The organism is Bacillus sp. XF8 (genome assembly GCF_017498755.1).
Classification (GTDB): domain Bacteria; phylum Bacillota; class Bacilli; order Bacillales; family Bacillaceae_G; genus Bacillus_A; species Bacillus_A bingmayongensis.
In genome coordinates, this window is record NZ_JAGDQK010000035.1 from 1 (window position 1) to 16,396 (window position 16,396).

General features: G+C 37.2%; 18 protein-coding genes and 1 pseudogene. 8 read left to right on the forward strand and 11 right to left on the reverse strand.

What is annotated here, in order from left to right; genetic code table 11:
- Nucleotides 1–453: 453 nt before the first annotated feature.
- Both J4P91_RS20265 and J4P91_RS20270 read left to right on the forward strand, forming a co-directional pair.
- On the forward strand, nt 454–1,134 hold the full coding sequence (locus tag J4P91_RS20265) for an MgtC/SapB family protein (protein WP_017150220.1): 681 nt from the start codon (nt 454–456) through the stop codon (nt 1,132–1,134).
- A 105-nt stretch (nt 1,135–1,239) separates the two neighbouring features.
- The gene (locus J4P91_RS20270) at nt 1,240–2,235 is read left to right on the forward strand and encodes an ion channel (RefSeq protein ID WP_017150219.1); all 996 of its coding nucleotides are present in this window, start codon (nt 1,240–1,242) and stop codon (nt 2,233–2,235) included.
- On the opposite strand, the gene J4P91_RS20275 is transcribed toward J4P91_RS20270, so the two are convergent.
- Nucleotides 2,225–2,635 carry a YugN-like family protein gene (locus J4P91_RS20275; RefSeq protein ID WP_207995591.1) on the reverse strand — a complete coding sequence of 137 codons (411 nt, stop codon included), beginning with the start codon at nt 2,633–2,635 and terminating at the stop codon, nt 2,225–2,227. The two genes, J4P91_RS20270 and J4P91_RS20275, sit on opposite strands and share 11 nt — an antisense overlap.
- 538 nt (nt 2,636–3,173) lie before the next feature.
- Nucleotides 3,174–4,526, reverse strand: coding sequence for a glucose-6-phosphate isomerase (locus tag J4P91_RS20280; RefSeq protein WP_017150217.1), 1,353 nt, complete (start codon nt 4,524–4,526; stop codon nt 3,174–3,176).
- A 347-nt stretch (nt 4,527–4,873) separates the two neighbouring features.
- Between J4P91_RS20280 and J4P91_RS20285 the strand changes: the two genes are divergently transcribed.
- Complete coding sequence (locus tag J4P91_RS20285) at nt 4,874–5,107, forward strand: DUF378 domain-containing protein (RefSeq protein ID WP_017150216.1); 234 nt, start codon at nt 4,874–4,876, stop codon at nt 5,105–5,107.
- A 116-nt stretch (nt 5,108–5,223) separates the two neighbouring features.
- Here J4P91_RS20285 and yugI read toward each other — a convergent pair whose 3' ends face one another.
- The 3 genes from yugI to J4P91_RS20300 form a co-directional block, all read right to left on the reverse strand.
- A complete protein-coding gene (gene yugI / locus J4P91_RS20290) occupies nt 5,224–5,568 on the reverse strand; it encodes a S1 domain-containing post-transcriptional regulator GSP13 (protein ID WP_017150215.1) in 345 nt (114 codons plus the stop codon).
- A 306-nt stretch (nt 5,569–5,874) separates the two neighbouring features.
- Nucleotides 5,875–7,065 carry an aminotransferase gene (locus tag J4P91_RS20295; RefSeq protein ID WP_207995592.1) on the reverse strand — a complete coding sequence of 397 codons (1,191 nt, stop codon included), beginning with the start codon at nt 7,063–7,065 and terminating at the stop codon, nt 5,875–5,877.
- Entirely contained in the window at nt 7,062–7,559 is a 498-nt protein-coding gene (locus tag J4P91_RS20300; protein ID WP_017150213.1) for an Lrp/AsnC family transcriptional regulator, read from the reverse strand. The genes J4P91_RS20295 and J4P91_RS20300 overlap by 4 nt, the downstream gene beginning before the upstream one ends.
- A gap of 265 nt (nt 7,560–7,824) precedes the next feature.
- Here J4P91_RS20300 and J4P91_RS20305 point away from each other — a divergent pair, with 265 nt between their 5' ends.
- Nucleotides 7,825–8,787 carry a 2-hydroxyacid dehydrogenase gene (locus J4P91_RS20305; RefSeq protein ID WP_017150212.1) on the forward strand — a complete coding sequence of 321 codons (963 nt, stop codon included), beginning with the start codon at nt 7,825–7,827 and terminating at the stop codon, nt 8,785–8,787.
- A gap of 218 nt (nt 8,788–9,005) precedes the next feature.
- Nucleotides 9,006–9,845 (forward strand): alpha/beta fold hydrolase, encoded by an 840-nt coding sequence (locus tag J4P91_RS20310; protein ID WP_207995593.1) that lies wholly within the window; start codon nt 9,006–9,008, stop codon nt 9,843–9,845.
- A gap of 95 nt (nt 9,846–9,940) precedes the next feature.
- Here the strand turns inward: J4P91_RS20310 and J4P91_RS20315 are convergent, their stop codons facing one another.
- Nucleotides 9,941–10,192, reverse strand: coding sequence for a DUF1871 family protein (locus J4P91_RS20315; protein ID WP_207995594.1), 252 nt, complete (start codon nt 10,190–10,192; stop codon nt 9,941–9,943).
- Nucleotides 10,193–10,352: 160 nt separating this feature from the next.
- Between J4P91_RS20315 and J4P91_RS20320 the strand changes: the two genes are divergently transcribed.
- Nucleotides 10,353–11,504 (forward strand): MalY/PatB family protein, encoded by a 1,152-nt coding sequence (locus tag J4P91_RS20320; protein ID WP_207995595.1) that lies wholly within the window; start codon nt 10,353–10,355, stop codon nt 11,502–11,504.
- A 34-nt stretch (nt 11,505–11,538) separates the two neighbouring features.
- Here J4P91_RS20320 and J4P91_RS20325 read toward each other — a convergent pair whose 3' ends face one another.
- The 3 genes and pseudogenes from J4P91_RS20325 to J4P91_RS20340 form a co-directional block, all read right to left on the reverse strand.
- Complete coding sequence (locus tag J4P91_RS20325) at nt 11,539–12,081, reverse strand: superoxide dismutase family protein (RefSeq protein ID WP_207995596.1); 543 nt, start codon at nt 12,079–12,081, stop codon at nt 11,539–11,541.
- A gap of 69 nt (nt 12,082–12,150) precedes the next feature.
- Nucleotides 12,151–12,327: a hypothetical protein gene (locus J4P91_RS20330; protein WP_207995597.1), complete on the reverse strand. Its 177-nt coding sequence runs from the start codon at nt 12,325–12,327 to the stop codon at nt 12,151–12,153.
- Nucleotides 12,328–12,349: 22 nt separating this feature from the next.
- Nucleotides 12,350–12,930: pseudogene (locus J4P91_RS20340) on the reverse strand (DJ-1/PfpI family protein).
- A 153-nt stretch (nt 12,931–13,083) separates the two neighbouring features.
- On the opposite strand from J4P91_RS20340, the gene kapB reads away from it, so the two are divergent.
- Nucleotides 13,084–13,467, forward strand: coding sequence for a kinase-associated lipoprotein KapB (kapB, locus tag J4P91_RS20345; protein WP_207995600.1), 384 nt, complete (start codon nt 13,084–13,086; stop codon nt 13,465–13,467).
- A 39-nt stretch (nt 13,468–13,506) separates the two neighbouring features.
- On the opposite strand, the gene kapD is transcribed toward kapB, so the two are convergent.
- Nucleotides 13,507–14,130 (reverse strand): 3'-5' exonuclease KapD, encoded by a 624-nt coding sequence (gene kapD / locus J4P91_RS20350; RefSeq protein WP_207995601.1) that lies wholly within the window; start codon nt 14,128–14,130, stop codon nt 13,507–13,509.
- Between the two features lie 196 nt (nt 14,131–14,326).
- Between kapD and J4P91_RS20355 the strand changes: the two genes are divergently transcribed.
- Nucleotides 14,327–15,724: an ArsB/NhaD family transporter gene (locus J4P91_RS20355; RefSeq protein WP_207995602.1), complete on the forward strand. Its 1,398-nt coding sequence runs from the start codon at nt 14,327–14,329 to the stop codon at nt 15,722–15,724.
- Nucleotides 15,725–15,893: 169 nt separating this feature from the next.
- Here the strand turns inward: J4P91_RS20355 and J4P91_RS20360 are convergent, their stop codons facing one another.
- Complete coding sequence (locus J4P91_RS20360; RefSeq protein ID WP_207995603.1) at nt 15,894–16,355, reverse strand: hypothetical protein; 462 nt, start codon at nt 16,353–16,355, stop codon at nt 15,894–15,896.
- Between the last annotated feature and the right edge of the window lie 41 nt (nt 16,356–16,396).

Here is a 16,396-nt window from a genome sequence, read left to right on the forward strand (position 1 = left end):
ATAAAGTTAGTTTGTCTAGCATCTAAAATAAAAATTGACGTTTCACGTTGTTTGTTTCGTTCAGTTTTCAAAGAACTCGTTTGCCGCTCATTTGCGACTTCCTTATGTTAACATCTTCATTTTTCGATGTCAACTAAGTTTTTAATTTCTTTTTTCGCTTTCTGCTGTTTCGCATCAGCGACGGTTATTAATATAGCATGTAGAAAAATGAAATGCAACACCCTTTTAAAACTTTTTTATAAAAATAGCCAAGTTTCTTTATTAACCTCATATACTTAAATAAAATAGCCATTTTCACCTCTATCCAATTACTACATATATTCCAAAAGCTAATACCTCATTTGGCAGGAAATCATAACCCCGTTGTTAAAAACCTTAAGTTACGAATGAATATTTTACTCATTTATTATCACTACATTCCATTGAACAAACTTATCAAGGAGGAATATACATATGGACTATACCGATTTACTAATCAAGCTAGGTCTCTCTGCTATTTTAGGATTCGCTATCGGTTTAGAACGTGAGTTAAAGAGAAAACCACTCGGTTTAAAAACTTGCTTAGTCATTTCCATTATTAGTTGCCTCCTTACCATTGTTTCTATTAAAGCAGCTTATACTTTACCTCATACAGACCATATCAACATGGATCCACTTCGCCTTGCAGCTCAAATTGTTTCAGGAATCGGTTTTTTAGGTGCTGGCGTTATTTTACGAAGAGGTAATGACAGCATTGCAGGACTAACTACCGCTGCTATGATTTGGGGTGCTTCTGGTATTGGAATTGCTGTTGGGGCTGGTTTTTATCTTGAAGCAATTTTCGGCATGTGTTTTCTTATGATTAGCGTTGAGCTTATTCCATTAACGATGAAGTTTTTAGGTCCTAGGTCATTCAGACAACGAGATATTGCCGTCAAACTAGTCGTACGCAATATGGATAACATCCCCATCGTTATTGAAGAAATAAAAGAAATGGACATAAAAGTAAAGAACATGAAACTGAAAACACTAGAAAATGGCTCCCACTTTCTACACCTTAAATTATCTGTTGATCAAAAAAAGCATACCGCTGATGTTTATTATGCCTTGCAGCATTTCGAAAGCGTTCAGCAAACAGAAGTTGAAAGTATGTAACGCTATACAACGTTAAACAACTCTCTAAATAAATATAGAGAGTTTTTCTTTTTTTCATAATGGTAACAATGGATATAGCTACACAACATAAGGAGGAATAAAATTTTGAAATCACGAGCTAACCTAGTGGATGTATTTCGTAACTCCATTATTTTTCGTTTAGTCAGCTTCATCATCATACTTATCGCTACCTTTGGTTTCCTCATATATAAATTAGAACCAAAATACTTTTCTACATGGTTTGACGGTATATGGTGGGCAATTGTCACCACATTTACTATCGGTTACGGCGATTACGTCCCCCACACACCTGTAGGGAAACTCGTCGGCATGCTCCTTATTTTATTAGGAACAGGATTTTGCTCTTATTATATGGTGCTATTTGCTACTGAAATGATCAGTAAACAATATATGAAAATTAAAGGAGAAGAAGCCGCTTCTTGTCATGGTCATATGATTATCGTTGGTTGGAATGAACGCGCCAAACACGTAGTAAGTCAAATGCATATTTTACAACCAAACCTTGATATCGTGCTCATCGATGAAACACTTTCCCTGCTTCCGAGACCATTTCATCACTTAGCGTTTATTAAAGGGTGTCCACATCACGATCAAACTTTATTAAAAGCGAATATTAAAACTGCCCACACCATTTTAATAACGGCAGACAAAGAAAAAAACGAAAGCTTGGCTGATACACAATCTATTTTAAATATTTTAACTGCGAAAGGATTAAATCCGACTATCCATTGTATTGCCGAACTCCTTACTTCCGATCAAGTTCAAAACGCAACTAGAGCTGGCGCAACAGAAATTATTGAAGGAAATAAATTAACAAGCTATGTCTTTACTGCATCTCTTTTATTTCCTTCCATTTCAGGTGTGTTATTTACGCTTTATAATGAAATTTCAGAAAGCAAATTACAACTAATGACTGTTTCTTCATCATATATCGGAAAAACTTTTGAAGCTTGCAGTAACCTGCTTTTAAAGCAAGATACTTTGTTATTAGGTATACAGCGCGATGAACAATACCACATCAATCCCGTCCATTCTTTTATTATTATTGAAAGCGACATATTTATCGTAATTAAGCATTGATTAGATGCTGTTCTAGCTCTTGTACTAATACCTTTCCAATATCAATATATTTTCGTTTTATATTACCATCTGCATCTTTCGGTTCTGCAAATTGATCTAATCCACTCGCCCCAGCTGCCAGCGTATTTACTTGATCATCAAGTTCGTCTTGATATACATGCGAAAGAAGATACGGTGTTTCAAGACGAACCATTACACCTGGTACATCAAGCTCTCCTTCCACTGCTGTAAATGGCACTCGTAAAAACTGATAACCATCTTCTTCATCTATTTTATAATCGAAGCATCCTTTGTCATAATCCCAGTTACCGCCAATACTATAGCCGAGTGGTTTTAATGTTTCTTCTAATTTAAAAAGCGCATATGTATGCCCTTCTAAATTTGATTGAATTGGAATCAAGCTATTCATCCTTCCTAGATTTTTTTCTTAGCATGTCCGATTCCTATTCGTTCTAATATCAATATATCGGCGATTCGACATAACTCATCGACCATTAAGCAATATTCGAGAGGCCTCGTCCCGATTTTGCCAACAAAAAAAGCTGTCGGGATAATCCCGACAGCTTCCGCTTTTCTTTTGTCCAGCTACAATGGCTAGAATGATCGGTGGCTTCGCTTCTTCCGACGAGGCAAAGATCGCCTCTATGCCAGAAGCTCCATCCCCCTCCCATTCTGAACGAGCCATTTCCGCTTTTCTTCTGTCCAGCTACAGCGGCTAGAACCTCCGGTCATTTCGCTCTCTCGGTCGAAGTAAAAAACACTTCTTCGTCGAGAGCTCCAATGTCCTGCGGTTCTGAGCAAGCCGCTTCCGCTCTTCTTCTGTCCAGCTACGCCTCCTAGTCCCTTCCGTCTAAGAACCTTCCGCACAAGAAAGTAAAAAGCACTTTCTGTACAGAAGAACCTTAGCCGACGGGGCTAAACAGTCGGCTCCGCTTTTTTTATTTCAAACGCTCTTCTAATTCTGCTTTTAGTTCTTCGAATCCTGGTTTTCCAAGTAGAGCGAACATATTTTTCTTGTATGCTTCTACACCTGGTTGGTCAAATGGATTTACGCCTAGTAAGTAGCCGCTCATCGCACATGCTTTTTCGAAGAAGTATACAAGGTAACCGAATGTGTACTCGTTTAATTCTGGAATGTTTACGATTAAGTTTGGTACTCCGCCATCACTATGTGCAAGTAATGTACCTTCGTATGCTTTTGTGTTAACGAAGTCTACGGTTTCACCAGCAAGATAGTTTAAACCATCTAAATCGTTCTCATCTAATTCGATTTTTAGTTCATGTGTAGATTTTCCTACTTTAAGAACTGTTTCAAATAAGTCACGACGTCCTTCTTGAATGTATTGACCTAATGAATGTAAATCAGTAGAGAAGTTTGCTGAAGATGGGAAAATACCTTTTTGATCTTTTCCTTCGCTTTCGCCAAATAGTTGTTTCCACCACTCAGCAAAGTATTGAAGTGCTGGCTCATAGTTAACAAGCATTTCAATTGTTTTCCCTTTGTTGTATAGAGCATTACGCACAACTGCATATTGGTAAGCAGGGTTTTCTTCTAGCTCAGATTTTGCAAAGTCGTCACGTCCGGCAGCTGCCCCTTGCATCATCTCTTCAATATTTAAACCGCTCACTGCAATTGGTAATAAACCAACTGGTGTTAATACAGAGAAGCGACCGCCAACATCATCTGGAATTACGAATGTTTCGTATCCTTCTTCGTCAGCTAATGTTTTTAAAGCACCACGCGCTTTATCAGTTGTTGCATAAATACGTTTACGTGCTTCTTCTTTTCCATATTTCTCTTCTAATAATTTACGGAACAGGCGGAATGCAATTGCAGGTTCTGTTGTTGTACCTGATTTGGAAATAACGTTAATGGAGAAATCTTTACCTTCTAATACATCCATTAAATCTTTCATGTAAGTGGAGCTAATGTTTTGTCCAACAAATAGCACTTGTGGAGTTTTGCGTTGTTCTTTAGAAAGCGTGTTGTAGAAAGAATGATTTAACATTTCAATTGCTGCACGTGCTCCTAAGTAAGAACCACCAATACCTACAACAAGTAAAATGTCAGAGTCATTTTTAATTTTCTCTGCACTCTTTTGAATGCGAGCAAATTCTTCTTTGTCATATTGAAGCGGAAGCTCTACCCACCCAAGGAAATCGTTCCCAGCTCCAGTTTTTTCATGGATTGCATGATGTGATACTTTTACTGCATCACGTAAATAAGTTAGTTCGTGTTCACTGATGAACGATAACGCTTTAGAATAATCGAACGTTACATGTGTGCTCATCTTTTTCCCTCCAATTATGTATATGTATTTCTGTATTCACTTTAGCGAAACTGAAGGTGTAAATCAAGCAATTGGAGAATTGTAAACGCAACCAATATATATTTTTTAAAAAAAGTTCATTTTTTGCATAAAAATTCGCACTTTTCGGTATAGATGTATATACATCCTATAATAGATATTTTTTGTGTATAAAAACTACAAAAGACAACCATTCTATAAAGGAGTTAAGTTGTATAAAGCGTACTTCCATTTTCGGATTTCGCTTTATATCCACTAAGGTGGATTCTTACTACTCACGTACACTAAAAGCTTGCTTATGCTTCAAATTTAAGGAGGACTTATTCGAGATGAGTACTTTACAACGTATTGCATTAGTATTCACTGTAATCGGTGCCGTCAACTGGGGACTGATTGGATTCTTTCAATTTGATTTAGTAGCAGCTATCTTCGGTGGGCAAGGTTCAGCACTTGCACGAATCATCTACGGTATTGTTGGTATTTCCGGGCTTATTAACCTTGGTTTATTATTTAAGCCATCTGAAAATCTTGGAACACACCCGGAAACACGCGAAGTTCGATAATAGACAAGTATAATTCGCGTTTCTCATCCGACATACGAATATGATTGCATGCAATCATATTTGCTAATATATATCATAACAAAGTAAAAGAGGATCGCTGGTTTAGCGATCCTCTTTTACTTTGTTAACTGTGATTCTTCAATCCACTCTGTTAACTTTTCGCGAAGCGTATTGAACCCTTTATCAGACGGCTTGGGTACCATGATTCTTCCTTGCTTACGCTTTGCTGCTTTTAACGATAAACTCATTTTTCTGTGTTCTTCATCAATTGAAAGTACCTTTACTTCTACCATATCTCCGACCTTTAAAAATTCATGAATATCTTTTACATATCCATTTGTAATTTCAGATATATGCACAAGTCCTTGCGTTTCTTGATCCAATGCTACAAATGCACCGTAATCTTGAATTCCAGTTACTTTCCCTTTTACAATCACTCCTGTTGTGTATTGTTCTGACATATGAAACACTCCCATACGTTTACCAGTTTCCCTGCTATTTACAGGTTGCAGTAAAAGTACTCACCTCAACATGTAAACGAATGTCGCTACGCAAAGTGAGTAACTGCTTATAAATACCCGATTGGTGAAGGCTCATTCTAAGCAGAAAGAAATATACCACTTGAGAAAAACTTCACTCTATATTAGTAAATTATACCACCAGCTCCCGTTTCATTCAAAATCCATGAAAAAGTTTCCTTTAGTAAGTATAATTTTCAAATATTGGGATAGAATACTAACACATGGCTTTCTAGTATTCCCCCCCTTTTATGGACAAAACGTATTCTGTTTTGTCCTTTTTTTATTCTCTATAAATCGTTTCATTCGCTTCATCGCTTCCATCAATTGTTCAAGCGAAGTTGCATATGAACAACGAATAAACCCTTCACCGCTCTCACCAAATACACTTCCAGGTACAACTGCTACTTTTTCTTCTAACAATAATTGTTCTGCAAATTCTGCTGAGGATAATCCTGTTGAAGAAATGGAAGGAAACACATAAAAAGCTCCGCCTGGCACATGACATGTTAAGCCCATTTCATTAAACGATGTCGTCATAAAATTACGACGCTTTTTATAACTGTCTCTCATTCGAATGACTTCATCATTCCCAAAGCGAAGCGCTTCCAATGCTGCAAACTGTGACATCGTTGGTGCGCACATCATTGAATATTGATGAATTTTCAGCATCAATTCTGAGAAATGTACAGGAGCCGCAATCATTCCGAGGCGCCATCCAGTCATCGCGAATCCTTTTGAAAATCCTGAAATTAAAATCGTATGATCGCGCATATTTTTAATGCTCGCAAAACTCGTATAAGCTTCGTCATATACAAGCTCTGCATAAATTTCATCAGATAATACAATGAGATTATACTTTTCAACGATTTTTGCGAGCTCTCCCAATTCAGACTTGTTTAAAAGTGCTCCGGTTGGATTATTTGGAGAGCAAAGTAAAATTGCTTTTGTTTTTGTTGTAATGGCTGCTTCAATTTGCTCCGGTTGTACTTTAAATGCCGATTCTAAAGAAGTTGCTACTGGAACTGGCACTCCGCCAGCTAATGTAACAAGTGGCGCATATGATACAAAGCTCGGTTCAATAATGATCACTTCGTCACCAGGATTTATAATAGCGCGCATCGCAACATCTAATGCTTGGCTCGCCCCAACTGTAACAATAATTTCTTCATTTGCATCATATGAAACATGAAATTGCTTTTGAAGATACTTTGCTATTTCTTGACGTAACTCCAATAATCCTGCATTCGCAGTATATGCTGTATATCCTTCTTCTAACGAACGAATACATGCCTGCCTTACATTCCATGGTGTAACAAAATCCGGCTCTCCCACTCCAAGTGAAATAACACCTTTCATACCTGCCGCTAAGTCAAAAAACTTACGGATGCCGGATGGTTGTAAAGATTCTGCTGCTCTTGATAGTTCAAACTGCTTCATGGTGCCACCACAATTCGTTTATCATCATCAGTTTTGTCATAAATAAGTCCCTCATGTTTATATTTTTTCAAAATAAAATGTGTTGTTGTTGACACAACCGATTCAATTGTTGCTAACTTTTCAGAAACAAAGCTTGCCACTTCACTCATACTTTTTCCTTCTAACGTAATAGAAAGATCGTATGTCCCTGACATTAAATAAACAGATTTCACTTCTGAATAACGGTAAATTTGCTCTGCAACAGAATCAAAGCCAACGCCATGCTTCGGCGTAACCTTCACATCAATCATAGCTGTTAAACCGCTATGTTCTTTTACTTTTGTCCAATCTATATGTGTAACATAATCAACAATGATTTTTTCTCTTTCTAATTTCTCAACCATTTCTTTTACTGCTTCTACTTCTATATTTAACATTTTCGCTAAAGTTTCTACGGATAAACGACTACTTTTTTCAAGACAAGCTAATAATTCTAATTCTTTTTCAGTCACCATATTCTTCATCCTTCCTTTTCTTTGTTTCTAAATTATACAGACACCCTTTTATGTTTGAAAAGAAGATTTTTTTAGAGAATTATGTAAAAATAAAGTGAAACTTTAATCAGTGGAGGTCTTCTTCATCCCCGCTGATTATTAGCCCTCACCAATCGGGCTTTTACAGGCAGTTGATCCTCACCTATCTTCTTCGCTTCTCTCTAACTATTTAGGTGAGGATTTTACTGCCCGTTAAAGTGGGGTAAAAAAGAAAGGGGTTGAAACCGTGAAACCAAAAGTATATATTGCTGAACGCGTTCCAAAATTTGTAGAAACATATATCTCTGAGCATTGTGAATATGAAAAATGGGATAGCAGTGAAAAGATACCTCGTGAAGTTCTATTAGAAAAAGTAAAAGATAAACATGGTTTGCTTAACTTTGGTTCCAAAATTGACGAAGAGTTGTTACAAGCAGCTCCTCACTTAAAAGTTGTAAGCAACATTTCTGTTGGTTATGATAATTTTGATTTAGAAGCGATGCGGGACAAAAATGTGATTGGAACAAATACTCCATATGTATTAGATGATACCGTTGCTGATCTTGTTTTCGCCCTGATGCTATCAGCTGGACGCCGGGTATGCGAACTTGATTCTTATGTAAAACAAGGGAATTGGAATGCTGAAATTAAAAAAGAGCACTTCGGGCTGGATGTACATCATAGTACAATTGGAATTATTGGAATGGGCCGAATTGGAGAGGCTGTTGCCAAGCGAGCAAAATTCGGATTCGATATGAATGTTCTGTACTATAATCGTCGCCGTAAAGAAGAAGCTGAACAAAAATTCGAAGCGACGTACTGTGATTTAAACACACTACTAGCGCAATCGGATTTCATCGTTCTTCTGACTCCTTTAACAGAAGAAACATACCATCTCATCGGAGAGAAGGAATTTTCATTAATGAAAGAAACAGCGATTTTCATTAACGCTTCTCGCGGGAAAACAGTCGATGAACCTGCATTAATTAATGCGCTGAAACAAAAGAAAATCTTTGCAGCAGGCATCGATACATTTACACAGGAACCGGTCGAAAAAGATAATCCGTTATTATCCTTAACCAATGTTGTTACTTTGCCACACATTGGTTCTGCGACATTAAAGACAAGACACGAAATGGCGATGACAGCTGCGAAAAATCTAGTAGCTGGATTACAAGGGAATACGCCGCCTAATATTGTGTGTGGATAAAGTGAAACTTTAATTAGCCCGCACCAATCGGGCTTTTACGGGCAGTTAACTTCTTTGCTTTCGCTGAATTTTGAGGCGGAAGTATTACTGCCCGCAAATAGCGGGATAAAACTAAAAAATACCAAAGGCAAGATGGATCTCCATCTTGCCTTTTTTTGTTAACATAAATCTTTTTCTATTAGGAGATGATATGAAAAAAATCAATGGAGTGAAAAAAAATGAAACATGAGATAGCGCATCCTTACTTCACTTTTTCCACTCGCGGCACTACTGTTCATTACGAGTTATATGAGCACCAGAGTAAAGAGGAAAGACCAACTTTTGTACTCGTTCACGGTTTTCTATCATCCTCATTTAGTTACCGGCGACTCATCCCACTGCTTGCAAAAGAAGGAACTGTTGTCGCACTTGATTTACCACCGTTTGGAAAAAGTGATAAGTCAAATCAATTTACATATTCCTATCATAATTTAGCGACTGTAATTATCGATTTAATGGAACATTTAGCATTGCAAAATATTGTGCTAGTCGGTCATTCAATGGGCGGACAAATCTCACTCTATGTCAATCGCATACGTCCTGATTTAATTGCAAAAACAATCTTACTATGTAGCTCAAGCTACTTAACAAGGGCTAAATTCCCGCTCATCTACTCTTCCTATTTACCGTTCTTTCATTTATACGTAAAAAACTGGATTATAAGAAGAGGCATTGTTCATAATTTAATGAATGTCGTTCATGACCACTCTTTAATTGATGATGAAATGATGGAAGGCTACGCCGCTCCCTTTTACGATAACCGCATTTTCCCTGCTTTAACGCGAATGATCAGAGACCGCGAAGGAGATTTATCGTCAGCTGAATTACGAAAAATTGAAACGCCAACTTTACTCATTTGGGGTGAAAAAGACCGCGTTGTTCCTGTTCATGTTGGGCACCGATTACACGAAGACTTGCCAAACTCTAAGTTTATTTCATACGAAAATACAGGGCACTTACTACCGGAGGAAAAACCAGAGCATGTATATGAAGAAATCATGGCATTTTCAGCACAGTAGTATCCATATATCGGCGATGCGACATATCGACCATTCTACAAAATGCGACATGAACTTCCTATCAAAAAACAAAGGCTGTCGGAACACCCGACAGCCTACAATGAACAACTTCCGCCTTCTTTTAATATGAGTAATTCCGCTGCTAGCTTCTCGCATTTTTCAATAGCTGGTACTTCTTCAAACGACATGAAATAAATATGCTGGATTTTTTTTGCAATATATTTCGGATCGTCAAACGCGCTTACCACGTACACAACATCGCTTGCTTCTGTTTCATAAAATTCCGGTCCCATTTGAAAAGGATCCCAATTCTTCACCAACTCTACCATCTTTTCATATGCACCCATCTACTTCCCGCCTTTTCCACTTTTTATCATTGAGAATGAAGAAATTTCACAATAATAAAAGTTTCACTTTAATTCTTTTCTTTATCGTATCATATCAGCTATTCTAGAAGAAGTGAGAGAACTTTCACAAAATAATTCATCAAAAGAGAGGAGAACATATATGCAGCAATTTCACAAAACTGTAAACCGCCGAGGAACCCATAGTGTGAAGTGGGATACATATCCAAACAAAGAGCTTCTTCATGCATGGATTGCAGATATGGATTTTGAGGTCCCAGAACCAATTCAGACTGCACTAAAAAAACGACTTGAGCATCCTATCTTCGGGTATACAATACCGCCAGAAGAAATCACGGATACGATTTGTCAGTGGACGAGAAGCCAATACAATTGGGAGATCAAAAAAGAGTGGATTGTATTTAGTGCGGGCATCGTTCCTGCTCTCAGCACTAGTGTGCAGGCTTTAACGAATGAAAATGATACTGTACTGGTGCAACCACCTATTTATCCTCCATTCTTTGATATGGTCATAAAAAATCAGCGCCGCCTGTGTGAAAACCCATTACATTTGCAAAATGGTTTTTACACAATGAACTTTGAACATTTAGAAACACAGTTTAAACAAGGTGTAAAACTCATGCTTCTTTGCAGTCCACACAATCCTGTTGGCCGCGTTTGGACAAAAGAGGAGCTCACAAAACTTGGAACACTATGTGAAAAGTACAATGTAACCATCGTCTCAGATGAAATTCATGCAGACATGATTTTCTCAGGTCATACACATACACCATTTGCTTCATTGTCCGAACAATTAGCAATGCGCACCATCACTTGCATGGCGCCAAGTAAAACATTTAACATTGCAGGCTTACAAGCATCTATTATTATTATTCCTGACAAAAAACTTCGCCACGCCTTTACATCCGTACAACAACGCCAAGGATTCCACGGATTGAATATATTTGCTTATACCGCAATGCAAAGTGCCTATACAGAATGTAACGAATGGTTAACAGAAATCCGTTTATATATGGAAGAAAATGCTCGGTTTGCTCGTGAATTTATTGAAACGCATATTCCTGCACTTTCTGTCATTCAATCAGAAGGTACTTTTTTACTATGGGTTGACTGTTCTCGCCTTGGACTGTCTCAAAATGAACGCACAAAACAACTTGAAGACAAGGGAAAAATTATCGTTGAACCAGGTGAAAAATACGGAGCAGGCGGAGAGCAGCATATTCGTATTAACATCGGTTGTCCAAGAAAACAACTTGAAGAAATACTGAACAGACTTAGGTATACATTTTCATAGTCAACTAAAAAAGCTACCCTTTCGAAGGTAGCTTCTATTTTTTATTATTAGCTGATGCCTTTTTTACAATGACACCACAAGCTATTCGATTCCCTGAATTTCCAGCAGGCTGTGTCATACCATCATCAGGCTTTTCCGTAATAATGATAGATGCACCATCTTTTCGATGAATCGTCGTTTTTCCTTCTTCAAGTGTTATTTGGGGTGCCTCGATATCTGCCTTAATCTTCCCTGTATCATCAGCAATTACATTTGGCAAATCACCGTTCTCTGCTCCCTTTGGATTCATAAGTCCATGTTTTTTTTCCTTATCTAGATTAAAGTGATTACCAGCTGATATGAAACGAGGTGCTTTACACTCTCCAATTTCATGAATGTGCAATCCATGAGCTCCCGGTTTGAATCCTTCTGCATTAATGGATATTTTCACACCACTTGTTTGCTGAGTGACCTTTGCTGTTCCAACTTTATCACCAGAAGCATTATATAATTTCACATCAATTTCTTTTGGATTTCCTTTATCACAGCCTGCCATAAGAAACAGCAAACAACACCCGAATAAAAGCTGCTTTTTCATCACAATTCCCTCCAAAATACATTCTGCCCTTAGATTGTCCGAGCATAGAGGGAAACATACAAAAACGAATTAGTGTTTCTTTTCCGCTAACAACTTTTGTTCCACTTTCTGCAAACGCTCTGCCTCTTTCTTTGATACGCGAATAAACATGCGCCACGTTGCAATTGCACCGATTATAAATAAAATACAAACAATCCCTGGAATAATATATTCTGTTTTATCTTCTGGAAAATATAAAGGCATCATAAAGATCACTCCTTTGTTTTTTCTACAGTTTTGGTATCTGTAATGTTTCTCCTACTGGTTTCACACTTTCCAATTCTTTATGAACCATGTCTTCTCCGGCAAGCGACTTAATAACCCAAGATACTAAGTCTTGTGCGGCTAAACATCCAGCAGCAGTCGATATGTTATTAACATTCACGAAACTCTCTTCTACAACTGAACACCATATTTCAATAACTGCCTCGCAACTGTAAGATAAGTAGTCGCTCTTTTTCCAGTTAATAATCTCAGTACCCCAAGTATTAAAGCACCCGAACACATGGAACCGATCAGTTGTTTTTCAAGATTTTGTTTAAGCTGATTTAAATAATCCGGGTCATGAATAAGAAGCCGTACTCCTGGGCCACTAGCAAATATAACTGCATCCGCATCTTTCATATCCTCAATTGTCCCTGACATAGGAATAGTAAGCCCCGCCACCGATGTATGTACTGCTTTCGTTCCTACAATCTTAACTTCCCAATCCTTTATTTTTCCAACCAATCTTACTCTATTTAGTAAATCCCACGGCAAAAATACATCTATATCTGTGAATTCATCGAAGCAAACGATGCATACCTTCATCCTTTCAACTCATCAGAATTTTCTGTTATATCATTTTAAAGTATAACATTTCTCTCATCACAGGCGCACTTAACTTTTCAAAATCATTATCCAACAAATGATTTCTTTGACTCTATTCCCCACTTTCCTTACTATAAAATTGAGGTGAAAAATATGAGCGAAACATTCCAAATTGGTGATATTGTTACTGGTATCTATAAAACAGGAAAGTATATTGGTGAAATTACAAACAGCCGTCCTGGGAGCTATGTTGTCAAAGTAGTAGCTGTTTTAAAGCATCCTACGCAAGGTGATTTACATAATGTAAAACAAGCGGATGTTCCATTTTTCCACGAAAGACGTGCTTTAGCTTTTCGCGAACAAACAAATATCCCGCAAACAATGGTTAAAAAATATGAAGGTGACATACCGGATTATAAAGAATCTCTGCAAATCGCATTAGAAGCACAAATGAATGCCTTCTCAGAAGATGATTCTCCGTTTGCGAGGCGTAGTTTGCAAACGCTACAGCAATTAAAACAAGATTACAAGCTGTAAAAACAAAACGACCAAATTACATAGTTTGTAATTTGGTCGCTATTGTGTACTCACTTTCTTTAATACTTTCGAAAAGTCAATGAGCTCACCTAAAGTCGGCGGAGATGGCTTTACTAAATATTCTTTGTCCTTTTCGACCAGCTTAAAAATATTATATGTCGTCATCGCATCATCAAGCGCACAATGATGCTTCCCCGTTCCTACTTTCCCGTAGGCTTCAATCGCTTTCCATAATCCAGTTTGATTCCGTTCGCCAAAGAAGCGTTTATACTCGAGTGATAAATCTCGGCATTGTCCCGAAAAAGGAAATGCTACACCTACAGCCTCACAATTACGCTTTAATACTTTCATATCCATATTGCCCCACGTTACAATCGTTGTTTGACAACGTTTTTCATATTGGACAAGTTTCTCAACAAGTTCCAAAAAAGAAATCCCTTCATCTACTGATTCCTGTTTAATACCTAAAAATTTTTTGCACCGCTCTGTTAAGCATGAAAAAGTTTCCGGCCTTACATAAGATGAATACGTATCTTCCACTACACAATCAATAACTGATACAAGTCCCACCTCAATAATCTCTGGGAAAAAACCATTTGGTTTTTTCCTATTTTGAGGCATCGTGAACTCGAAATCTAAAAATAAAAATTGTTTTTCATCCATACGATCCCTTCCTTATCATTTCGTCTACTTTGTCCTCCTACACGAACAGGCTCGAATGCTAATCATTCAGATTGGATGTATCTTATGTATATGTCAAATAACCGCAAATATTTTCAAAAAGGAGAAAAATTCATTTCCATAGAAAATATGACAAAACAAACCCTTTCATTTACACCCGACATTTTTCTACTTTATAATGGCTTTAAGTGTGTTTCTTCCAGAAATTTATGACACACTAAGAAAAGTTATTCGAAAGGAGATGGAATTTTTGCACGAAACAACGCAAGAAATTGCAAACTGGCAATATTACTTTGCAATCGCAGTCTTTCTAATTACATATGCCATTATCATTTCAGAAAAAATTAATCGTGCTGTTATCGCCCTTCTTGGCGCCGCACTTATGGTAATCTTTGGCGTCGTTGACCTGCACACTGCTTTTACAAAACATATTGAGTGGGGAACCATCACACTACTCATCGGTATGATGATTTTAGTAAACATTACAAGTAAATCAGGCGTATTCCAATATGTTGCAATTAAAGCCGCTAAACAAGCACAAGGAAATCCAATTAAAATTTTAATTTCTCTTTCCTTGCTTACCGCACTCGGTTCTGCATTTCTAGATAACGTAACAACTGTACTTCTCGTTGTTCCTGTTACTTTATCTATTACGCGCATTTTACAAGTAAATCCTGTTCCATATTTACTTTCTGAGATTATTTTCTCAAATATTGGGGGAACTGCAACATTAATTGGTGACCCACCAAACATTATGATTGGTTCTGCGAACAAGCATTTAGATTTTAATGCTTTCTTATTCAACTTAGCTCCAATCGTAATTATCATTATTGCTGTAACAGCAACAATGATTTACTTTATGTACCGCAAGCAGCTCATCGCTGATCCTGTACAAGTTAAAAAATTAATGAGCTTAGATGAAAAGCAATACATTAAAGATGCTGTATTAATGAAAAAATCTTTAACGGTACTTGGTCTTACAATTCTAGGTTTCATGACTCATTCTATTTTCCACATTGATGCAGCGATAATCGCATTAACAGGTGCTACTGTACTTATGCTAATCGGTGTAAAAGAGCATGAAATTGAAGAAGTATTTGCTCACGTAGAGTGGATTACAATTTTCTTCTTTGCTGGTCTATTCGTACTCGTTGGTGGACTTATCGATATCGGACTTATTAAAATGCTAGCTCAAAAAGTAATTAATTTAACAGGTGGAGATATTTCTTACGCATCTATCCTTATTTTATGGGTATCTGGTATTGCCTCAGCAACAATTGATAACATTCCATTCGTTGCAACGATGATTCCACTTATTAACGATATGGCAGTCGGTCTTGGTCTATCACCTTCTGATGCACAAATCGATGTACTATGGTGGTCATTGGCACTCGGAGCTTGTCTAGGTGGAAACGGAACATTAATCGGTGCTTCTGCTAACGTAATCGTAGCAGGAATCGCAAGTCGTGAAGGACATAAATTTAGCTACATGGACTTCTTAAAATTCGGTTTCCCAATTATGATCGTTTCAATAATTATCTCTCACATTTATATTTATCTACGTTACTTAATGTAGTTATAAAAAGCGGCAGTAGCTCGCTTAAAAGTCACTATAAAAAAAGCTATCGTCACACGCGATAGCCTTTTTTATATAATAATATCGACCGCTTCTCATCATATATCGGCGATTCGACACAACCTATCGACCGATCGACAATATGCAACATAATTATATACAATAAATTCTAATATTTCGTTGATTCATTTCGAATTAAAAACAGGTGAATCGGAAGAAAAATGGAACATGTTATCACATGAATAATCGTAAATAATACTGAATTCGTACCATACCGGTCCAAAATGGCATATACCAAATAAATTGACAGAACAAGCGAGACTCCTGTTGCTAGCACACTTATAATCGGAACAAAATTCAAAATAAAACATAGAACATATATCCCAAATACTTTCCACCCTGCCTCTTCTTTCAAAAAGCCAGGCAACTTCTCCCTTGCCAAATCCCCCCACACTTTACTATTTAAAAACGGAATAAAAGCAAGAACACCATCATTAGCACCATCATTTTTCGCCATCGTATAAAGTGCAAATGCCGTTAATACATACGCAAGGATACCCCAAATTACGATAATTAAAATAAAAGTAAAACTTAGCGCTAAAAAACCAGCAAATATACCTTGATCTTCCATTGCTCCCTCTCCTTTCTACTCTCATCATATTTTTATATCCA

Bases quoted from the DNA above. Each gene is read 5' to 3' on its own strand.
- J4P91_RS20265 (WP_017150220.1), top strand. From the start codon at position 454: ATGGACTATACCGATTTACTAATCAAGCTAGGTCTCTCTGCTATTTTA.
- J4P91_RS20280 (WP_017150217.1), bottom strand. From the start codon at position 4,526: ATGAGCACACATGTAACGTTCGATTATTCTAAAGCGTTATCGTTCATC.
- J4P91_RS20285 (WP_017150216.1), top strand. From the start codon at position 4,874: ATGAGTACTTTACAACGTATTGCATTAGTATTCACTGTAATCGGTGCC.
- yugI (WP_017150215.1), bottom strand. From the start codon at position 5,568: ATGTCAGAACAATACACAACAGGAGTGATTGTAAAAGGGAAAGTAACT.
- J4P91_RS20295 (WP_207995592.1), bottom strand. From the start codon at position 7,065: ATGAAGCAGTTTGAACTATCAAGAGCAGCAGAATCTTTACAACCATCC.
- J4P91_RS20300 (WP_017150213.1), bottom strand. From the start codon at position 7,559: ATGGTGACTGAAAAAGAATTAGAATTATTAGCTTGTCTTGAAAAAAGT.
- J4P91_RS20310 (WP_207995593.1), top strand. From the start codon at position 9,006: ATGAAACATGAGATAGCGCATCCTTACTTCACTTTTTCCACTCGCGGC.
- J4P91_RS20315 (WP_207995594.1), bottom strand. From the start codon at position 10,192: ATGGGTGCATATGAAAAGATGGTAGAGTTGGTGAAGAATTGGGATCCT.
- J4P91_RS20320 (WP_207995595.1), top strand. From the start codon at position 10,353: ATGCAGCAATTTCACAAAACTGTAAACCGCCGAGGAACCCATAGTGTG.
- J4P91_RS20325 (WP_207995596.1), bottom strand. From the start codon at position 12,081: ATGAAAAAGCAGCTTTTATTCGGGTGTTGTTTGCTGTTTCTTATGGCA.
- J4P91_RS20330 (WP_207995597.1), bottom strand. From the start codon at position 12,327: ATGATGCCTTTATATTTTCCAGAAGATAAAACAGAATATATTATTCCA.
- kapB (WP_207995600.1), top strand. From the start codon at position 13,084: ATGAGCGAAACATTCCAAATTGGTGATATTGTTACTGGTATCTATAAA.
- kapD (WP_207995601.1), bottom strand. From the start codon at position 14,130: ATGGATGAAAAACAATTTTTATTTTTAGATTTCGAGTTCACGATGCCT.
- J4P91_RS20355 (WP_207995602.1), top strand. From the start codon at position 14,327: ATGGCTTTAAGTGTGTTTCTTCCAGAAATTTATGACACACTAAGAAAA.
- J4P91_RS20360 (WP_207995603.1), bottom strand. From the start codon at position 16,355: ATGGAAGATCAAGGTATATTTGCTGGTTTTTTAGCGCTAAGTTTTACT.